16 protein-coding genes and 1 pseudogene are annotated in these 21,934 nt (G+C 37.0%); 15 read left to right on the forward strand and 2 right to left on the reverse strand.

What is annotated here, in order from left to right:
* Nucleotides 1-95 precede the first annotated feature (95 nt).
* Both HNR77_RS28405 and HNR77_RS28410 read right to left on the reverse strand, forming a co-directional pair.
* A pseudogene (locus tag HNR77_RS28405) lies at nt 96-1,402 on the reverse strand (IS3 family transposase); the annotation flags it as partial.
* Nucleotides 1,403-1,568: 166 nt separating this feature from the next.
* Nucleotides 1,569-4,034 carry an O-antigen ligase family protein gene (locus tag HNR77_RS28410; protein WP_184191235.1) on the reverse strand — a complete coding sequence of 822 codons (2,466 nt, stop codon included), beginning with the start codon at nt 4,032-4,034 and terminating at the stop codon, nt 1,569-1,571.
* Between the two features lie 383 nt (nt 4,035-4,417).
* On the opposite strand from HNR77_RS28410, the gene HNR77_RS28415 reads away from it, so the two are divergent.
* The 15 genes from HNR77_RS28415 to HNR77_RS28485 all read left to right on the forward strand — a co-directional run bounded on the left by HNR77_RS28415 (nt 4,418) and on the right by HNR77_RS28485 (nt 21,815).
* Nucleotides 4,418-5,185 (forward strand): ABC transporter permease, encoded by a 768-nt coding sequence (locus tag HNR77_RS28415; protein WP_184191237.1) that lies wholly within the window; start codon nt 4,418-4,420, stop codon nt 5,183-5,185.
* A 16-nt stretch (nt 5,186-5,201) separates the two neighbouring features.
* Nucleotides 5,202-6,512: an ABC transporter ATP-binding protein gene (locus HNR77_RS28420; protein WP_184191239.1), complete on the forward strand. Its 1,311-nt coding sequence runs from the start codon at nt 5,202-5,204 to the stop codon at nt 6,510-6,512.
* Nucleotides 6,513-6,516: 4 nt separating this feature from the next.
* Nucleotides 6,517-7,977, forward strand: a complete 1,461-nt coding sequence (locus HNR77_RS28425) for a glycosyltransferase (protein ID WP_184191240.1) — start codon at nt 6,517-6,519, stop codon at nt 7,975-7,977.
* Between the two features lie 16 nt (nt 7,978-7,993).
* Nucleotides 7,994-8,893 carry a class I SAM-dependent methyltransferase gene (locus HNR77_RS28430; RefSeq protein WP_184191242.1) on the forward strand — a complete coding sequence of 300 codons (900 nt, stop codon included), beginning with the start codon at nt 7,994-7,996 and terminating at the stop codon, nt 8,891-8,893.
* A gap of 116 nt (nt 8,894-9,009) precedes the next feature.
* Nucleotides 9,010-10,476 (forward strand): hypothetical protein, encoded by a 1,467-nt coding sequence (locus tag HNR77_RS28435; protein WP_184191244.1) that lies wholly within the window; start codon nt 9,010-9,012, stop codon nt 10,474-10,476.
* Nucleotides 10,463-12,265: a glycosyltransferase family 2 protein gene (locus HNR77_RS28440; protein WP_221444034.1), complete on the forward strand. Its 1,803-nt coding sequence runs from the start codon at nt 10,463-10,465 to the stop codon at nt 12,263-12,265. Before HNR77_RS28435 ends, HNR77_RS28440 begins: the two co-directional genes overlap by 14 nt.
* Before the next feature lies 1 nt (nt 12,266).
* Nucleotides 12,267-14,108: a glycosyltransferase gene (locus HNR77_RS28445; protein ID WP_184191247.1), complete on the forward strand. Its 1,842-nt coding sequence runs from the start codon at nt 12,267-12,269 to the stop codon at nt 14,106-14,108.
* A 6-nt stretch (nt 14,109-14,114) separates the two neighbouring features.
* Complete coding sequence (locus HNR77_RS28450; RefSeq protein WP_184191249.1) at nt 14,115-15,035, forward strand: NAD-dependent epimerase/dehydratase family protein; 921 nt, start codon at nt 14,115-14,117, stop codon at nt 15,033-15,035.
* Between the two features lie 19 nt (nt 15,036-15,054).
* Nucleotides 15,055-15,798: a sugar phosphate nucleotidyltransferase gene (locus HNR77_RS28455; protein WP_184191251.1), complete on the forward strand. Its 744-nt coding sequence runs from the start codon at nt 15,055-15,057 to the stop codon at nt 15,796-15,798.
* A gap of 31 nt (nt 15,799-15,829) precedes the next feature.
* Complete coding sequence (rfbC, locus tag HNR77_RS28460; RefSeq protein WP_184191253.1) at nt 15,830-16,390, forward strand: dTDP-4-dehydrorhamnose 3,5-epimerase; 561 nt, start codon at nt 15,830-15,832, stop codon at nt 16,388-16,390.
* A gap of 17 nt (nt 16,391-16,407) precedes the next feature.
* Complete coding sequence (gene rfbB / locus HNR77_RS28465; protein ID WP_184191255.1) at nt 16,408-17,433, forward strand: dTDP-glucose 4,6-dehydratase; 1,026 nt, start codon at nt 16,408-16,410, stop codon at nt 17,431-17,433.
* Nucleotides 17,430-18,305: a dTDP-4-dehydrorhamnose reductase gene (gene rfbD / locus HNR77_RS28470; RefSeq protein WP_184191257.1), complete on the forward strand. Its 876-nt coding sequence runs from the start codon at nt 17,430-17,432 to the stop codon at nt 18,303-18,305. Before rfbB ends, rfbD begins: the two co-directional genes overlap by 4 nt.
* Nucleotides 18,306-18,416: 111 nt before the next feature.
* Nucleotides 18,417-19,334 (forward strand): glycosyltransferase family 2 protein, encoded by a 918-nt coding sequence (locus tag HNR77_RS28475; RefSeq protein ID WP_184191259.1) that lies wholly within the window; start codon nt 18,417-18,419, stop codon nt 19,332-19,334.
* Nucleotides 19,335-19,428: 94 nt separating this feature from the next.
* The gene (locus HNR77_RS28480; protein ID WP_184191261.1) at nt 19,429-20,418 is read left to right on the forward strand and encodes a glycosyltransferase family 2 protein; all 990 of its coding nucleotides are present in this window, start codon (nt 19,429-19,431) and stop codon (nt 20,416-20,418) included.
* Nucleotides 20,415-21,815, forward strand: a complete 1,401-nt coding sequence (locus tag HNR77_RS28485) for an undecaprenyl-phosphate glucose phosphotransferase (protein WP_184191263.1) — start codon at nt 20,415-20,417, stop codon at nt 21,813-21,815. The genes HNR77_RS28480 and HNR77_RS28485 overlap by 4 nt, the downstream gene beginning before the upstream one ends.
* Nucleotides 21,816-21,934: the final 119 nt, after the last annotated feature.

Genomic DNA, 21,934 nt, shown 5'->3' on the forward strand with positions numbered 1-21,934 from the left:
AAAGAAGACATTCGTTCCGAAATTCGGTACGAATGTCTTCTTTTCTGTAAACTAAATAACATCTGTAGAAAAACTGCTAGTTCTTCAGTGGCCTCGTATTGAACAGGGGTCATCTTTTTTAAATCCCATTGGTATCTGTAATGGTTATAGTAGATCATATATACCTTAACTTCTCGTTTAACCTCATCTATGGTTGTGCAATTTTTCAGTGAAACTTCATCCTTAAAATGCCCAAAGAACGATTCCTGCGGTGCGTTATCCCAGCAGTTTCCTCGCCTGGACATCGACTGTCCAAGGCCCATTTGTTTAACTTTCTTCTGAAAATCCGGATGCGTGTAGTGGGTTCCTTGGTCGGAATGAATGAAAGCGTCTTGACTCCTCTTGAATCTACGATTCTTCTGTAAGTGTAGCAATGTATTTGTGGCTAGATCCATGGTCATTCGTTCCGATACGTGATAAGCCAGAATCTCATTAGTCGAACTATCTTTAATGGTGGATAAATAGGCTCTCTTGCTCCTGCCATAATTAAGGTAGGTAATATCGGTTAAGAGTACCTTCCCAGGCAAGCCCTGTTTAAAGTTGCGTTGTAGCAAATTAGGCACCACCCGATGTTCGTGGGTTGCCTTCATCATTCGTTTGTATGGATTGGCTTTTCGATGAGGACATACGATATTATATTTTTTCATGATCCTTCGAATTCGCTTGAGATTCCAGACGATCTGAAACTGCCCCTTCAGCGTCATCTTGATGGAACGAGCCCCTTTATTCCGTTTTTTAAATTGGAAGGCCCGGCGGACCTGTACACCTATTTCCTCATCCAGCTGTTCCTTCTGTGTACGCACACGAATGGCTGAAGGGCTCCAGTATCGGTAGTATCCACTTGTAGAAACACCCGTACTTTTACACAGGTAACTTACCATTCGCTGTAGATGGTATCTCTCAATGACGGCTTTAATTAATCGGTATCGAAGACTAGGTGTTAGGTTTACTCGTGGTTCCACCCCCGTTCGGCCAGGCGAATCTTTTTTAAGAGTTCATTCTCGGCTTGGAGCAAATGAATTTGCGCTTCGAGCCTTGCATTCTTCTCTTCCAAGGTTAGTTCTCGCTTTAGAGGTCTTCCTGAATGTTTGCCTCGTGCATCGTGTAAGCCTAGATCTCCTTGCTGCTTATAACTCGCTCTCCATCGATCGGCAGCGGCCTTAATCCGGATCTTACCGAGGATGTGAACATCCAACCCACAAGCCTCAAAAATGTCTCTAGGTAGCTTTCCTTGCTGATTCAATACAATAAAGAGTTGTTTAAACGCTTCTGTATACGTGATTCCTTTGGTCGATACAGACTTCACATAGGGGTTAGTCGAAAGATGTTTTACTTCATCGGCTGTAAAAGTTTTTTTACTCATTCGTAATCTCCGTCCTCATCTTGTTTGTAACATACAACAAAAATACCCCATAGATAGACTTTTTTAAAGTGTCTATCTTACAGGGTACAGTTTAGGGGTACATTTTATAGATCAGGCAAACCTTTTTATATAAGAGATTATAAAATAGAGAATTTATTCGTTGTAATTAAAAATTCAATTCCGCGATTTTTCTTATCTCCTCTGCTTCGCTAGGCGAGACAGCAATCAGTTTATCGTATACGCTCTGATCCTGTTGACCTTCTTTTTGAAGCGAAGCCAAATACCAACGAGCAATTTCACGATTCGTAGCATCCGTCAGGTCATTAGCAATGCCAGTTTTAAGTATAGCAGAGGCTCCTGAAGGGTCGTTAGACATATACTTCATTTTCCCCGCATTGAGAATCATCGTAGGGGTGACTTCGAATGGTTGGCCCTGCATTTGCCCTTTTGGTAAAGTTTTAAGGTGCTCGACTCCGTCTACTACATGCTGATACGCGGCTAGACCTGAATTGAAATAGGATTCTTTTTTAGTATTATCCCCCTGACCAAGTGCTTGATATCCTAAGTCGAATGAACGGCTGATCAATTGCTCATACCATTCCATATCCCAGATATAGTTGCTAGCATATTCTTTTTGCAGCGAATACGCTTGGTCATTATCACCTTTCACTTCGTATATGCCAATGAGTTGTTTAACAATACCTTTATTATAAGGTTCTGCTTCAAGACCACGTTGCAGTAGCTGCACGGCCGCTGTGTAGAATTGCTCATCTTTCGTTTGCGTATAACCTTGTTGATAAAGGGATGCGAGCAGCATCAAAGAATCAGAATGTGTACTGCGGATTGATAGATCTTTGTCGAGTGGAGCTTTGATTTGCTGGAAATCTTGACTGCTTCGTGCGAGCTCTCTACCTTCAATAGCATAATGATTGGCCTGCAGGAATCGAATAGAAACGATTAGAAGCACAATAGCAGCTATTCCGGCAACGGTATTGTAAAACCCGCGTGCGGTAGTTTCACCCATTTTTAAACGGCGAGTGGGTATAGGCTCAATTGCAGCAGCCATGCCCCCAATACCTAGGAAGACTAACATACCAATAAATACATAACTCATATTGAAATCAAGGATACTTAGAACCAAAAATGACATAGAAAGAATAAAGTACACAAAATGTGATTCGTTTTCCTCTTCATTCCGTCTGACATACGAGCATATATATTGATAAAAAACATAAAGTATAAATGCCATAAATACCAAAAATCCAATGAGTCCAACCTCAACCAGGTATTGCATGAAGAAGTTATGTGCTTGGGCGCTGACATATGGATTGTTCTGATACTTTTCATACAATGCAGTCCATGCTCCGCCGCCTGCGCCAATTATTGGATAGTCGGCGAATAGTTTCGTAGCATCTTTGTAGAACGTAATACGTTCAAGCACACTATGCTGCTGGAAGTTGATGTTCTCAAGTCGTGTACTGATGCTGTCCGGCAAAATGTTACGCACGCCCGTGCCGAGCAAAAGCACGGCAACAACAACGGTCAAAACTACAGAACCTAGCGGAATCCATACACTGGATGCTTTTCGAGCTGACCAAGATTGAAGCTTAACCTCAAGTTTAGGGGCTATAAAGCGCTGGATACTCCAAGACAACAACGCAACAACAAGCGAGGCCCCAATGAGGATCGCCCAGCTCTTGGCTGCAAGAGAACCCGTGAACTGCTTTTGTAATTCAAGTCCTGCGGTATTAATTGGGTTTAAAACTAACAAAGTGCCAATCGCTGATACGGCACAATAGATAAACCACAGAATTTGTTTGGCTGGTTTAAGCAAAAGTAACAAGATAACAAATACGATAGGCAACATTACAAGTCCTGTACGCGAGAGAGTAAGTAGCAGCGACAGGATAATTGGCACAAGCATGAAGCCATGCAAAAGTTGTGTATATACTCTTCTGGAACGAATCATGCTGAAGATGGAAATAAACAGAAAGGCCATTAGAAATGCTGCGTATGTATTGGGATACTGAAATACGGACGCAAGCCTCGCACCGTTGGAATCATTCCAGATGGCCTGGTTGTATACACCATTAATTACGCCAGCGGAAAACCATCCAACTAACTTACCTGCAAAATTGAAAGCTCCCAGCCAATTTAACATACCAAAACCGACGATAACATATGCAATACCTATTAAGGAAGATTGTATGATATGATTGATTTTGTTGTTTTGAAGCAGGTACATTGTCATCACAAAAATCATGGCATAGATACATTGGATAAGAATCATATTATTGGCCAAGTATTCTGATGCTGCATTAATGAGTGATAGTACATAGGTAAGAGGTAGTAAAATAACGGCTACTTTGAGCCAATCTTGCTGTGTTTCTAACCTCATCTGTTTAAAGTAGATTACCACCCATAATATAAATAGGAGGGTTGTAATGGCAACAGCCCAATAAATGGGTGCCTCAAATTGCAACAATTGACCATTAAATAACGCAACTTGGAACGCGGACCAGAGTAAAAATAAGATAAGCCCTATGGACAATGACCATAGAAGCGTCGATGCCGAATTGGCTGTAGCTTTACTCGACGTTTTCATTTGTTTCCCGTATACTGGATTCGACAAGGTTTGAGTCTCCTTTTCTTGTAGATACGACATTATTTTAGCATAAGAATCAAAAAACTCATAGAATATAAAGTGTTAAGAATCGTCTGTATTATCACAATCTGAAGTGACGGGTTAGAATGGAACAAAGTAAAGACAAAACGTTTCTACGTTCTACTGCTTGTCTTCTTGCCATACAATTGCATGCATTAATATAGTCAACTGTTGCAAGTAATTAACACTTGAAGTTTACCAAAATGGTCCATTCTTCACCTTCTCCAAATTAAATGTAAATTCTAACTGCTCACTTAATCTAAATTAAACAAGTTTCAAATGCGTTGTATTGAAGCATACATTAATATAAATTTTTTCAGCAGAAATGTTACACTATCAAGGAGGCAATAATGAACACGCGCGATATTTTTTTAAAAATGGTAAATAAAGATTTTTTTGATAAGTATACTGGATCATATTTAGGGATATTATGGTCCTTTATTCATCCAGTAATAACTATATTAGTTTACTGGTTTATATTTCAGGTTGGATTTAGAAATGTACCAGTTGATAACTTACCTTTTATAATTTGGTTTTTGGCAGGTATAATCCCGTGGTTCTATTTTTCTGAGGCTGTTAACTCTGCGACCTATTCAATCGTCGAAAATAGTTTTTTAGTAAAAAAAGTGGTTTTCCCAGTCAAAATACTCCCTCTTATAAAGATTTGTTCCGCTTTATATGTTCATATGTTTTTCGTTATTATAATGATTTTAATTTTCGTTTTATATGGTTATGATTTACATTTATTTGCTTTTCAGATTGTGTACTACTCTTTTTCATTAATTGCTTTAATTACTGTTATAACAAAGGTTACATCAGTATTGTATGTTTTCTTAAAGGATACGACACAGATAATTACAATGATTCTCCAAATATTGTTTTGGCTGACTCCGATTTTTTGGAACTTGTCAATGATCCCAAGCAAATACCAATTTCTATTTAAATTGAATCCTATGTTTTATATTGTAGGTGGATACAGAGATTCTTTATTTTATGAAGTTTGGTTTTGGCAGAAACCTATGTTGACATTTTCATTCTGGTTAACTGTTATTTTCTTATATCTGGTTGGAAAGCTTATGTATGCTAAATTACGCCCGCACTTTGCGGATGTTCTGTGATAAGGAGCCATTGGACATGAGTCAAGATGAAGTAGTAATAAAGATTGATAGTATATCTAAATTATACAAAATGTATAAGGATCCGAAGGATAGGCTTAAAGAGGCATTAAATCCTTTTAGTAAGTCATATCATAAAGATTTTTTTGCTCTAAGAGATGTCTCTTTTGAAGTGCACAGAGGTGAAACAGTGGGGATTATTGGCAGAAATGGTGCTGGTAAGTCCACTTTGTTGAAAATAATTACAGGTGTGCTGAATCCAACAGATGGAAGTATTACTGCAAATGGAAGGATTTCAGCCTTGTTAGAACTCGGAGCGGGTTTCAATCCGGAATTATCAGGAATTGAGAATGTCTATTTTAATGGCATGCTTTTAGGCATGACTAAACAACAGATGGACGAACGAATAGAAGAAATATTAACTTTTGCTGATATTGGTGACCATGTGTATCAACCAGTCAAAACCTATTCTTCAGGCATGTTTGTCAGACTTGCTTTTTCTGTTGCGGTTTCTGTTGATCCAGAGATTCTTATAGTTGATGAAGCCCTCGCAGTAGGTGATGTAAGATTCAGGCAGAAGGCTCTTAGAAAGATGAAGGAGCAAATGCAGAAAGCTAAGGCTATTTTATTTGTTACTCATGATATGGAATCTATTAAAAATTTTTGTACTAAGGTAGTGTGGATAAAAGATGGAACAGTTCATGAGATAGGTGAACCTAAGGACGTTATACAAAGGTATTATAACTATATGACACATGATATCGAAACCCAAGCACCTAATGTTTCAACAGAGAAATCGTTAATTGCTGATATTCAATACAATGATGGTGAGTTGTATTGGTCACCAGTCAAAAAATCTGAAATAGTAGGTGGAAAAGGTGTAGAAGTTAATAAAGTTGCTGTTAAAGTTAATGGACGTCCATATATTGAAGGGCAAGCTATTGAGGGAAATGAGGAAATGGAATTTTTCTTTGATGTTAATATATTTGAATCTATTTATGAACCATTAGCTGGATTTGGTATATTTAATCAGTATGGTGTACCTATTATTCATTTTAACAGTAGTAATATAGAAAATTCTTCTTTAAAACCACTTCATACAGGAAATCGAACAATCATCTCTTTTAAATTTAAATTACCAAAACTACAACTTGGGAACTACACGGTGAGCTTTGGTTTGAATGATGGAACTCTCGATGATAATAGAATAGTACAGCACGTAAGAGAGTGTTCTGTTATTAAAGTAGTACCTAGTAGTTTGGAGACAAGACAACATGGGATTATAATAGCGGACAAACCTGAAATAAATATTGATTTGGTTGAGGAGTGAAACTGTGAACAACCGTAATTATTATATTAAAGAAGGATATACTATCAACAGTAATCCGGAATACTTCGTTGATATAGCAAATACGTTGACATATCAACCAGATGTATATGAACTGGCATTATTTCTCGCGCAAAGAAGTAAGTCGAAGTATATTGTCGATATTGGTGGAGGAAATGGCGATAAATTAAAAAAATTCCGTGATTTCAAGATTATAGCTGTTGACTACGGAGATAATATAGAGCTCTTGAAAAAGCAATCCCATATATATGAGGTTATTGAACATGATTTGGAAAATGGTTTTCCCTCCATACCTTTAGAAATAATATCTAATGCTGTTGTTATTTTCTCAGATGTTGTTGAGCACTTATTGAATCCACATTTAGTTTTAGAAGGTTTATCGAAGATAAGCTTTGAATGTGATTTTTTAATTATCTCTACTCCAGATCGCACCAAGGCTCGTGGTGTGGGAGATAATGGACCACCTAGAAACACTGCGCATGTAAGAGAATGGAATATTGAGGAGTTTGACACTTTATTAAAAGCCTATAAATTTAATGATTTTCTGATTGGTCACACAGTCAATACTAATGTTCATTTATGGAAAAATACAATTATATCGATTTCAGGAAAATTTGCTTATTGTAAAGATGTGGATAAGGTTAAAGTGTTAGCAATTTTAAATGTTTTTAATGAAGAGGATATTATTTCGGAGACAATTAATCACCTTTTAAGACAAGAATTAGATGTTAAGGTTATAGATAACTGGTCAACTGATTCAACTTACGAAATATTGAAAAAAATAAGTGACTCAGATGAGAGAGTAACAGTAGAACGATATCCTGAGAAAAGTGGAATGTACTACGAATGGGAGTCATTGTTGAAAAACACCGAAAAATTATCTATTTCTTTGAATTATGACTGGTACGTTCATTATGATGCTGATGAAATAAGAGAATCGCCATGGAGAGGCTTTAACCTTTGCCAGGCTATTTCTTTTGTAGATTATTGCGGATTTAATGCTATAGACTTCACTGTTTTAGATTTTCGCCCAATAAATAACGATACAGATTCTAACTATGAAGAGAATTTAAAGTTCTTCGAGTTTGGAAAAAGAAATGGACATTTTAAACAAATCAAGTGCTGGAAAAAGACAGATGTTGTGAATTTATCAGCGACAGGTGGTCATGAGGCGCAATTTACCAACTCACGAGTTTTTCCTATTAAATTTCTCACCAAGCATTATCCATTAAGAAACACGCATCAGGCGCGAAAGAAAATTTTTACTGAAAGGATAAATAGAATATCACCAAATGAGAAGAAAATGGGTTGGCATACTCACTATAATCATCATGAATTGGGAGAGTCCTTTATTTGGGAGATTGAAAATCTTCTTCCTTGGAATCCAAACGTATTTGAGTCAGAGTATTTGGTAGAGAGAATAAGTGGTATTGGGATTAGGAGATAGTAGGAGGGAGAAGGAATTGCGAACAAATGATTTAATTCTAAATTACTATAATGGGGAAGACGCATACAGCGATGGGGATGTTGAAGGAGAAATACTTGATATCATAAATCAAAAAATTGATATCGATTCTCTATTAAAAAAGGACACGAGATGGGAAATCTTGTACCATCTATCTCCTCAAAGAAGAAATATACTAGAATGGATGGATTTTTCAAACGTTAGTAATGTCCTTGAGGTGGGTGCCGGCTGTGGGGCATTGACAGAATTATTATGTGAGAAGGCTCAGAAGGTTACGGCTGTAGAGTTATCAAAAAGAAGAGCTTCGATTATTCAAAAAAGATGTATGGGGTTTGATAATTTAGACATTTTGGTTGGCAATGTTTTGGATGTCCCTTTTACAGAAAAAGGTTATGATCTTGTGACGCTAATTGGAGTTTTGGAATATTCTGGTCATTTTGTGGATCATGAAGAACCATATCTTCATCTTCTCGAGAAGCTTGGGGGGGTATTGTCCTCAAATGGTGAATTAATAATAGCTATTGAGAATAAGTTTGGAATTAAATACTGGGCAGGAGCTCGTGAGGACCATACGAGCATCTTTTTTGATAGTTTAGAAGGGTATCCTAAGACAAAAAGCGTGAGAACATTTGGATATAAAGAAATTAATGAATTAATTAGTAGAAGTGGATTGTCAGTGAAAAATTTCATGTATCCTGTTCCGGATTATAAGCTGCCGAATCAAATATTTAGTGATAGCTTTATTCCTAGTAGTGGATTTTTAGGAGAACTCAATCATTTTATTGATAACGATGGTATTTCTCTTTTTGACGAAAATTTAGTTTTAGATGGAATAATAACCAACGAGAATTTCCCCTTTTTTGCTAATTCTTTTTTGATAGTATGTGGAAGAAAGTAGGTGCTTAATTGAAGGTCTTATATTCCAAATACAACCGGGATCGAAAAAAACAGTTTCAAATAGAAACTGCTGTTATAGAGATGGATTCCGGGGTGTTTGTTCGAAAAAAAGCATTAGTGGAAGAAGCCAAAGCGCATCTAGATAATATTAAGAAAAACACCACTTTATTTATGGAGAATAGCGGAGAATATGTTGTTCTTAAAGAATTAGAAACAGAGGGATCTGCTGTTATATATCCATTTCTGGAAGGTAGCACCTTCAGCGAAGTGTTAATTAAATTATTGAAAGAAAATAAAACGCCAGAGTTTATACAACAGATTAAACAATTCAAAAGTTCCCTCTACTCTATCCAAGGTGAATACATTGATTTATATAGAGTTGAGGACCATATGCCTTATGGGAATGGTTGCTCAGTAGAACTAAATAATGTTTATTGTATTAAACCAGCTAATTTAGACCTTGTTTTTGATAATATCATTGTGAGTAGTGATGGTGTTAAAACTGTTATTGATTCTGAATGGGTCTTTGATGCCCATGTCCCTGTTGATTTTATTTTTTTTAGAAGTTTATATTCTTTGTGGATAAAATATAAATCTGTTTTAAAGAACACATTCGAAAACTTAAAAAACTTTATGGCCTCTTTTGATATCTTTTCAACGCAAGTTGATGCTTTTCTTACTACAGAAGAAGAGTTTTTTCAATCGTATGTGTATGGTGATAATAATGATAGGATTAATTTACAAAATTATAAAAAACCTCGATTAAGTTTTCCGCACATCCAAAATATGCTAAACAATAACAAATATAGCGTTGCAGTTAGGGATGGGGATGATAACATAATTTCACTATGTACTCAAGCTCAAAGTGAAGAATTTTCAGAAATTTCTTTTGATTTCAATTTAAATAATGACCATATAGGAATTCAAAAGAATATAGTTGCACTGCAACCGGTGGATAAGCAGGCATACGTAATGATTAAGTCCATAGTGCTTTATAACGAATTTGGGGAAATTAAATATAGTAGTCACGGAGGCTTTAATGATTTAGCATACAGTAACAATTTGATCTTGTTTGAAAAAGAAGAATCGTTTTGTTTTATTGCTTTTAACAATGAACCTAGAATAATTTTACCTTTAAAGAGTGAATTAAGGGGCTCTAAATATAAGTTAATTGTGAAAATGAAAGTTGATTTTAATTTATCTTTTTATTATAGAGAGGTATTTATTAATAACTTGAAAAAGATTGATGATTTAATGAGGAAAATAGATATCAATAAGGATCATATTTCCTCTAAGAATAAAGTTATTGAAAAAAAAGATCTTATTATTGATTCACAGAGTAAAAGAATTGAAAATTATCAAGATTGTATTGATTCTTATAAGAAAGAAATAGAGTCATATGAGAGAAATATTAATGTAAATAAACAACATATTGAAGCCTGTGAGCAGAAGATTGAAGGCCTCGAGATCGAAATTGAAGAGCTTGAGAATAAGCTGGTAATGTTGTTGGAGTCTAAATCTTGGAGAATAACAGCCCCTCTTAGGAAGGTGAAACGTATGTTGGGAAGTGATGAAAATAATTGAAATAGATATTATAATTGTCACTTTTAATTCTCAGGATTGGATAATTGGTTGTTTAGACAGTATTAAAGAGAGCTTATATCCTCAAAGAAAAATTTATATAACTGTAGTTGATAATAAATCTACTGATCATACTAGAGATCACCTAGAAGACTATTTTAAGAATTATGAGAAGGAATTTGGAGGCATATCTTTAATTTATCTTGACGAAAATAAAGGCTTTGGAGCTGCTAATAACATTGGAGTAGAGGGAGCAAAGACAGACTTCTGCTTATTATTGAATGCAGATGCTGAACTAACACCTAATGCACTTGCTAGATTGATGGAGGTCGTCAGTAAAAGTAATGAAGACGTTGCTATGTGGGAACTTAAGCAAAAGCCTTTTGAGCACCCTAAAATCTATGATCCTTTGACAAGAGAGGTATCATGGTGTAGTGGTGCCTCTTGTTTAATTAAAAGAGATGTTTTTTTATCTGTTGGAGGATTTGATGAGTCCATTTTCATGTATGCTGAAGATGTAGACTTAAGTTGGAGGATTAGGAAGGAAGGTTACAAATTACATTATATTCCAGAATGTGAAGTGTTTCATGATACCATGATTGGAAACAATCCTGAAAAGCAGTCTTTCAAGAAGTACCATAGTATTGTTAATAATCTTTTATTAAGAGCTAAGTTTGGTAATTGGTTTGTGTATATTACAGGAGTTATATTTTATGTTCTATACACCATGACTCATCTTAAAACAGAATTAGGAAAAAAACTTTTTTTTCATTTTCCTCAACAATTTGTTAAAGGATTGAAATATCATAGGGTTACAAGAGCAACATTTGAACCTAAGTTTTATCAATTTGACTACGAAATATCTAAAGGAGATGAAAACTATAAAATCCAAGAGGGGCCTTATGGTAATAATGTTATATCGATTATAATACGCTCTATTGGAAGGGAGAATTACTTAAAAGAATGTCTTAAAAGTTTGGAAAATCAAACTTATAAAAATATTGAATTAGTAATTATTGAAGATGGTAGTAACAAATTACAAGAAAAATTATCAACATTAAGCAAATCGCTTAAAGTAATATATCATTCTACAGGGTTGAAAGTGGGGAGAGCTAAGGCAGGAAACATTGGCTTGGGTTTAGCGACAGGAAAGTATATGAATTTCTTAGATGAAGATGATATTCTTTTAAATGACCACTGTGAGGTATTAATCCAAGAATTAAGTTTATGTCCAGATTATAAAGTTGCTTATAGTTTAAGTATAGAAGCACCTTTAAAAGAGGGATCATTTAGTGAACAATTTACAGCAATGAAAGATTTTTTTAGTGTTAATTTCAATGAGCAGCATGAAATAAAACGTCTTTTTCAGGATAATTACTTACCAATTCAGACTGTTATGTTCTCCCGAGAAATGTTCTTAAACTTTGGAGGATTTGATGAGTCGTTAGATGCTCTTGAGGATTGGGACTTATGGATGAAGTATGCACTCGAAACCCATTTTCTGTATGTTGGAAAAGTTACGTCAATATATAGAGTTCCCTTTGATGTATTAGAATATGCATCCAGACAGATGGTGTTATCTAATAATCGTAAGATAATTATAGATAAATATAAAAATCATACGCTTTTAAATGTGGATAATATAAAAAAAAGACACAAAAAGAGATATTTGTTGCAGAATGTATGGTGCAAATTTAAAAAATCCCACCAATACAATATCAAACTTTTTATTTTAAAGTTAAAACGAAGAATATGTTTTCAAAGCTTAAAAATTGTTAATAAGGGTGGGTAATATGAGTGATTTGAAAAGTAGAGTTCATGAGTTAGAAGCGGAAAGAGAGAAGTTGCGATTGGCATTGAACAATTATAAATCAAAGAATGAAGATCTGTGTAATACGCTCGATCAAATTTATAACTCGACTGGATGGAAGATGCTTTCCTTGCTATATAAATGGAGGGACCGTATAAATTTATATTTACCTATTAGAAGGAAAAGAAATATTCCCGTCAAACTGGAAGAAAAATTAAATGAATCTGAATTAGTTTCAATTATAATACCCATTTATAACAATAGTGAATATTTAGAGAAATGTTTAGAGAGCGCACTGAATCAGACACATGAACATATTGAAGTGATCGCATATGATGATTGTTCAACTGATGAAAAAGTATGGGAAATTTGTGAGAAGTTTATTGATAACAAGCGATTTAAGTATTATAAAAATGATGTTAACTCTGGAATAAGCCAAACTATGAATAATGCGATTATCAAAGCTAATGGGGATTGGATTGCCTTTTTGGATTGTGATGATTGGTTAGAATTAAATGCTGTAGAACTACTACTAAATAAACTTCAAGAGACACCAGGCTCACTATACGGTTATACTGATAGAGTGAATGAAGATGAGGGGACAGGACTCTCAAGAATTGAAACATTTAGGAATAGAGCTACCAGTAATTATTATGAAGAATTATTAAAAGGTATGTTTACAACACATCTAAAAATGATTCATAAGAGCGTCTTTGTCAAAATAGGACTGCATGAATCAAGATTTGATGGAGCTCAAGACTATGATATAGCTTTAAAGACGGCATTTCATTTTGGTGATGCATTCGCTTATTTATCAGCTCCTGTGTATCATCACAGGATTCATACTAAACAAACTACAATTGAAACTGCTGATCGAATTAGTCATGTTGTAAATACAATTAAAAGTGAAGCTAGGATGCGTCAAATGATACGAGAGGGCACTTATGAGACACTGGTCTCTTTTGTAATTCTTTCTTTTGAAAAGAAAGATATGACTCTTAAGTGTGTTGAATCGATTCAAAATACAGTTAATATCCCTTATGAAATAATCATCTTTGATAATGCTTCAAGCTTAGAAACTAAAGAGTTTATTAAGCAAAATATTGAAATTTTAGAAAATGTGACAGTCCACTATTCTGATGAAAATTTAGGTTGTCCAGGTGGAAGAAGAAAAGCAACAAAGATGGCTAAAGGAGACTACGTAATCAACCTGGATAATGATATTGTTGTTACTAACGGTTGGATAGAAGAATTGTTGGTTAGAGCGGAACAGAACGAAAATATCGGAGCAGTTTGTTGTAAAACTGTATTTCCTAATGGAGAGATACAGTTTAACGGAGGAACTTTTATAGAATCTGAAGACTTTTTAACATTTCTCTTGACTCACAGCGGAAAACAAGAATCTCAAGTAGAGACAGCGTTATGGCTAGAATGTGATTGGGTACCTGGTGGAGCAACCTTATTTAAAAAGACCCTTGTGGAAAAACTGGATTATTCACCTGATTATAAAAATGCTTTTGAAGATAATGATGTGGCTCTTCAAATACGCAAATTAGGCTATACAATGTATAATTGCCCAACATCTAAAGTTTATCATTATCATTTTATGTTCAATGATGAGCCTCAAAAAGAGAAAAGATATATGGAGAGCAGATATAAAGAACAATCTTTTATTATATCCTTTGTCAATTTTTATAGAAGGAATAACAAAATTATAAATGATCAATTTATTTTTAGACTTATAGGGTTAGAGGGTAAGTCTCACGAGGAGATTAAAAGAAAAGTAAAAGAATTACAAATAGATATTTTTGAGAAGATTGGGTGATTTGATATGAATATTCTGGTTACCGGTGGGGCGGGGTTTATTGGATCTCATATAGTTGATGGACTTATTGAACTAGGACATGAAGTTCTTATTATAGATAATCTTTCTACTGGCAATATAGACAATGTTAATCCTAAGGCAGAATTTTACGAAATGGATTTATTTGATAATTATTTCGAATATGTCTACCAAAAATTTCGGCCTGACATTGTTTATCATTTGGCGGCACAAGTAAGCGTACAGAAGTCTTTGTCAAATCCGTTAGATGATGCAAAGCTAAATATTCTTGGTAGTATAAGATTACTTGAATTATGTACTCAGAATAATACAAGAAAAATTATTTATCCATCATCTGCTGCCATATATGGCGATCCCCTCTATTTACCAATTGATGAAAACCATAACAAGGTTGGGGAATCGTACTATGGTCTCTCGAAATATTTTCCTGAACAGTATATTGAGCTTTTTTCCAGTAAACAAAATATAGATTATACAATATTAAGGTACTCTAACGTTTTTGGTTCTCGTCAGAATCATCAAGGGGAAGGAGGGGTTGTATCTATCTTTTGCAATAATTTTGAGAATAGTAGGCCCAGTACTATATATGGTGATGGAGAGCAAACTAGAGATTTTATATATGTGAAAGATGTAGTCTCTGCTAATATGAATTGTTTATACACAGGTTCAAAAGGGACATACAATATTAGCTCAAATAGGGAGACTTCCATTAACGAACTTCACAGGATATTTAACATGAAATTTGGATCGAGTATGGAACCAATCTATAAAATGGAGAAGCCTGGAGAAATCAAACATAGTACCTTAGATAACACCTTGGCTTATAAGGAATTAGATTGGTGTCCTAAATATTCTGTTGAACAGGGAATAGAAGAAATGATTACGAAGAAACATAAAAAAATAATTTGAATATTTTAGGAGAGTCGGTATGAAAGGAATAATTCTTGCTGGGGGTACCGGATCACGTCTCTATCCGTTGACTAAAGTCACAAATAAGCATCTTCTACCTGTAGGAAAATACCCAATGATCTTTCATTCAGTTTATAAACTTAAAGAGGCAAAAATTAATGATATCCTCGTAGTTACTGGAAAAGAGCATATGGGAGATGTGGTTAATTTACTCGGTAGTGGAAGAGATATGGGTGTTAATTTCACATATAAGGTACAAGACGAAGCAGGTGGAATTGCTCAAGCACTTGATCTTGCTGAGCATTTTGTAGGTAATGATCAAATGTTGGTCATTCTAGGAGACAACGTATTTTCTGATAATATTAGTCCTTTCGTTGAAAATTTTCGAGTTCAAAATAGTGGGGCTAAAATACTGATTCAAGAAGTTTCTGATCCGCAACGTTTCGGGGTTCCTGAAATTGTAGATACACGTATTGTGTCAATTGAAGAGAAACCGAAGCAACCCAAAAGCAATTATGCGGTTACTGGAATATATATGTTTGATAGTCAGGTGTTTGATATTATTAAAACACTTAGTCCATCTTTACGAGGAGAACTTGAAATAACAGATGTTAATAATGCATATATTTCAAGAGGGCAGCTTACTTTTGATATAATTCAGGGCTGGTGGACAGATGCAGGTACTCATGAATCATTGGCTCGGGCCAATGAATTAGCACATGATCTTGTTTTTGGTGATGAATTTGGAAAATTGAAGGTATAGAGATATAGAGAAGAAGGGATGGCGAACCAATTTGAAAATCACTCCTTCCAATTTAATAGGTGCTTTTTTAATTGAACCCGTAGTTCACGGTGATCACCGAGGTTTTTTCATGGAAAGCTACAATGACCAACTCATGAAGCGGCATGGGCTCCATTATCAATTCATTCAAGATAACCAATCCTTGTCTGCCCAGCCAGGAGTACTTCGGGGGTTGCATTATCAGTTGAATCCTAAAGCTCAAACCAAGTTAATCCGTGTCATTTCCGGTGCGATCTATGATGTCATTGTGGATATTCGAAAAGGTTCTCCAACGTTTGGTCAATGGCAAGGCTTTATTCTCAGCGAGCATAATCATCGTCAGCTGCTGATCCCGAAAGGGTTCGCTCACGGCTTCTGTACGTTGGTTCCTAACACCCAAGTCTTGTACAAAGTAGACGAATACTATTCCCCGGAGCATGATCGTGGCATATTATGGAGTGACCCGGCACTTGGAATTGATTGGCCTACGTCCAATCCGGTCTTGTCTGACAAGGATCAGAGACACCCATTGCTGAAGGACGCAGAGATCAATTTTAATTTCGAAGTGAAGTAATTAGGAGGTTTTCATCCATGAAATTGCTCGTTACCGGCGGGGCCGGATTTATTGGAAGTAATTTTGTTATGTATATGCTTGAGCAGTATCCAGACTATGAGATCGTCAATGTAGATGCCCTTACCTATGCTGGCAATCTGGAGAATTTAAAATCTCTTGAAGGTAACAAGCGGCATACGTTTATCAAAGCAGATATTACGGATGCTGCCGAGATGGATCGTTTGATTGGTCAAGGCGTGGACGTTGTTGTTAATTTTGCAGCAGAATCGCATGTGGATCGTAGCATCATGGAACCGGATGTTTTCGTGCGTACAAATGTGAATGGAACCCAGGTGCTTCTTGAAGCCGCTAAAAAACACAATATTACGAAGTTCGTGCAAGTATCAACGGACGAGGTGTACGGTTCCTTAGGTCCAACAGGTTTGTTCACGGAAGAGACGCCGCTTCAACCTAACAGTCCTTACTCTGCCTCTAAAGCAGGAGGAGACTTGCTGGTACGTGCTTACCACGAAACCTTTGGTCTGCCTGTAAATATTACGCGTTGCTCTAACAACTATGGTCCGCTTCAGTTCCCTGAGAAATTGATTCCCCTCATGATCTCACGTGCGTTGAATGATGAAGCGTTGCCTGTGTACGGAGATGGGCTAAACATTCGGGATTGGCTTTATGTAGAGGATCATTGCAGTGCGATTGATCTTGTTATTCATAAAGGACGTAATGGTGAAGTCTATAATATTGGCGGTAACAACGAACGGACGAATATACACATTGTGAAGACCATCTTGGAGCAGCTAGGAAAACCTGAATCTCTAATCCAATATGTACAGGATCGCCTGGGGCATGACCGGCGTTATGGTATTGATCCAACCAAAACGATGACTGAACTTGGCTGGAAGCCTAAGCATAACTTTGAGACAGGAATCAAGGAAACGATCCAGTGGTATCTGGATAACAAGGAATGGTGGACACGTATTCAATCGGGCGCTTATCAGGAGTATTATGAGAAACAGTATGGGGCCCGTTTAGGGGACGATAGGGCATGAAGGTTCTCGTAACTGGTGCCAGTGGTCAGCTTGGAAGGGATGTTGTGCTTCTTTTAGCAAAAGAAGGGCATGATGTTCTTGCATGTGATCGGGACCAGATGGATATAACCAATCAAGCCCAATGTAACGAGGTTATATCATCATATCACCCAGAGATCATTATACATTGTGCAGCCTATACTGCTGTGGATGCAGCAGAGACCGATATGGATGGTGCATATAAGGTGAATGCAGTAGGTACACGTAACGTTGCTGTAGCTGCAGAGAAAGTCGGAGCCAAGCTGATTTACATCAGTACAGACTATGTCTTCGATGGTCAGTCGACTACTTCTTATCAGGAATACGATGATACAAATCCTCAAAGCGTGTATGGCAAATCCAAGCGAGCTGGAGAGTTGCTGGTACAATCATTGTGCTCCAAATGGTTTGTTGTACGAACATCATGGGTGTATGGCCTTCACGGTAATAATTTCGTCAAAACAATCTTGAAGCTGGGTCAGGAGAAACCAAAACTTCAGGTTGTTGATGATCAAAAAGGGTCGCCCACATATACCGTGGACTTGGCCACATTCCTTATCGAACTAATGGGTACAGAAATGTATGGGATTTATCATGCTTCTAATCGTGGAGATTGTACCTGGTACGAGTTTACCCAAGCTATATTTGACGAGGCTCGAACGACTGGGGGAATTTCCATTCAAGCTGAATTGGAGCCTTGCACAACGGAGCAGTTTCAGAGACCGGCTCCCAGACCGGTTAATTCAGTGATAGATCACCTGTCCATTCGAACTAACGATTTAACGGATCTCCGCCCTTGGCGGGAAGGTTTGCGTGATTTTATCCGTTCTATGTCAGAACCAAAACAAATCTAGTATACAATAATGAACTCTCGCTCTTGTATTTCCGGGCGGGAGTTTTCGTATATAATAAAAAGAAAAGTTTAATTTTTGAGGTGAAATGTGAGCCAATCTAAAGTATGTGTCATGTTATCTACATATAACGGTGCAAAATATATTGAGGAACAACTTGAAAGTTTGCTCGCTCAGCGCCATGTCGAGATGGATATTTACATCAGGGATGACGGTTCTTCCGATAAAACTGTCCAGATGGTTCGCAAATATGCTGAATCTGTTTTCGATCAGATCAAAATTTACCTTTTTGAAGGTGAGAATTTAGGAGCGATAGGGAGTTTTTTTGAACTGATGCGTTTAACGCAGCCTAAATATGACTATTACGCCTTTTGTGATCAGGACGATGTGTGGCAACCCGACAAACTCAGCAGGGCTGTGGAAAAGCTTCAATCAAGGCCGTCTGATATTCCGCTGATGTATTGTTCGTCTACCCAAATGGTAGATCAGGAGTTGAACCTTTTGAATATATGGCCTCAGCGTCCCCCGAAACCACTCAGCATGTATAACGCTATGGTTGAAAATTGCTGTGTAGGCTGCACTATGGTCCTGAACCCGGTCACATTCGAGCAGATCAGGTCTAATTTGCCCTCTGATCTGACAAGTATCCTTATGCATGATCGTTGGATTTACCTTTACGTTAGTACTTTTGGAGAGGTTATCTTTGATGAAGAGCCTACCATTCTGTATCGGCAGCATCAGGAGAACGTAATGGGAGGCAGCAATGAAGGATGGAGTACAAAATGGAAAAGAAGATTTGATCGACTTAGAAAAGCAGGAAGACTGAAATTAAGTGAGCAAGCAAGGTTATTTAATGACATGTATGGAGAGTATCTAACTTCAACTCAATCACAAGACATTAAACATTTTTTGGATGGATTAGAAGATAGCTTTATCAAGCGAATTAAGTATGCCCTAAACATGCCTTTCTACCGTCAAGCCTCGTTGGATAATCTTGTTCTTAAACTCATATATGTGTTAAAGAAGGTATGAAAGTGCAGCTTGAATCTACTTTTAGTCCCTTCTGATGCCAACATATGCTATACTTTCAATAGTTAAACAAGAGACGAAGTCAGGAGTTTTTAAAATGATTCATACAACGGATGCTTCATTAAGCGAAGTATCATATATAAATAAGAATGGTGAGGTTGATGTTAGCATTATAATCGTTAACTACAATACACGCCAACTCACTCTGGATTGCTTGGCATCAGTTTACGCTTCCGAGACTTCCTACCAGTACGAGATTATTGTCGTAGATAACGCATCAAGAGACGATTCAGTTCAAGCTATTCAAAATATGTACCCTGACGTTCGTATGATCGCTAACTCTAACAATACCGGCTTTGCCGTAGCCAACAATCAAGGAATGGATATTGCTAACGGACGTTACATCCTGCTCCTCAATTCGGATACCGTTATCCAGCCAGATACGCTGCATACCATGGTATATTTTATGGATCGCCATCCCGAGATGGGGGCTTCTGGCTGTAAAGTTATTCTTCCTGATGGTTCACTGGATAAAGCCTGTAAAAGAGGATTCCCAACACCATCTGCATCATTCTATTATGCATTTGGTATCTCACGTATGTTCCCGGAACGTCCAAAGTTTAATCAATACCAGTTGGGACATCTTAGTCCGGATGATGAATATCCCGTAGATTGTCTGGTTGGTGCATTTATGTTGGTGCGTCGGGAGACTATTGAGCAGATTGGCGGATTGGACGAAACGTTTTTTATGTATGGTGAAGATATCGACTGGTGTTATCGCATCAAAGAGGCAGGATGGGGCATTTATTATTATCCGCGTACATATATTGTGCATTATAAGGGCGGCAGTGCCCGGCGCAAACCTTTGAAAATTACGTATGAGTTTCATAGAGCCATGTGGGTGTTCCACCGCAAACACTACGCAAAGAAATATAATCCATTGATAAATGCAGCTGTGTGGATGGGCATCTCGTTAAAATTCATGTTATCCCTCCTGCGTAGCTGGTTATCTATGCCTTCTCGTTCGAAGAGAACCACAACGTCGACGAGAGCAGAAAATGAAGTATCTTCCGAGGTGAAATCATGATTCGGCGTAATCAACGGTTTTTAACTCAATTGTATATCGCGGCAGATTTTGGCGTTATTCAGCTTTCATTTTTGCTGGCATGGTGGTTGAAATTTGAAAGTGATCTTTTGACGAATCAGAACCCGCTGCCGATTGAAAAATATATGATGTGGAGCTTGGTGTACGCACTGCTTGCTATATTGGCAGGTTTGTTATCGTCACTTTATGTACCTAAACGCAAAAAGCGCTTTGTCGATGAACTTTGGAAAATTGTGCAATCCCACGGCGTCGCCTTTTTCATGCTGCTCAGCTTGATGTTCTTTTTCAAAGAAGTCAATATCTCGCGTGCATATCTCGCTATGTATATGATTGGCAATGTTTCCTTTACATTAATCTATCGTTATGTAGTGAAGTTGCAATTAAAAAGAATGCGCAAAAAAGGCTTCAACCGTCAGTTTGTGCTGATTCTTGGAGCAGGTTCACTTGGCAAGCGTTTCTATGACAACCTTAAAAGTTATCCCGAGCTGGGATATGAAGTCATGGGGTTTTTAGATGATTACCGTCATTGGGACCAGTTGGAACAAAAGAGATACAGTCCTATTCTGGGACGTATTGATGAACTGGAAGAATTTCTGTCTACGCATTTTGTAGATGAGGTGATTCTGGCTTTGCCGCTGGATGCACATGATAAATACTCGCATATTATCAATGTGTGTGAAAAGTCAGGAGTACGCACACTGATTATTCCAGATTTCTTCGATTATTTGCCAGCACGGCCTCACTTTGATAATTTTGCAGGTATGCCGATGATTAACGTACGCGACATTCCACTGGACATTGCCGTGAATCGTCTCATGAAACGAGCTTTTGATATTGTGTTTTCACTCGCAGCGATCATCTTCACATCTCCAATTATGCTCATTGTAGCGATGGGGGTGCGTTTAACTTCGGCAGGGCCGATTATTTTCAAACAGGAGCGTGTTGGACTTAACAGACGTAATTTTATGATGTATAAGTTCCGTTCCATGAAAGTGATGCCTGAGGGTGTGGAAGACACAGGATGGTCAACTCAGAATGACCCGCGTCGGACCGCATTTGGAACGTTTATTAGACGAACGAGTCTGGATGAGCTGCCTCAATTTTTCAATGTGTTGTTAGGCCATATGAGTGTAGTTGGGCCAAGGCCGGAACGACCATACTATGTCAATCAGTTTCGGGATGAAATACCGAAGTATATGATTAAACATCACGTTCGTCCAGGTATTACGGGGTTAGCTCAGAGTAAAGGGCTACGTGGAGATACCTCCATTGAAGATCGAATTGAACAGGATATTTTTTATATTGAAAACTGGTCCTTATTATTTGATATTAAAATTATATGGGAAACCATTCGCAATGGATTGAAGAATGCATATTGATTGGATTTTCTCACCTATATGTCGCAACCTGCAATAACCGCCTCAAGGCGGTTTTTTGTTTTGTTTTGTTCTGATCATAATCGGGTAGTTAGTTACCAAAATGAGAATGCAATGTGACA

This window comes from Paenibacillus sp. JGP012 (assembly GCF_014203995.1).
Taxonomy (GTDB): Bacteria; Bacillota; Bacilli; order Paenibacillales; family Paenibacillaceae; genus Paenibacillus; species Paenibacillus silvae.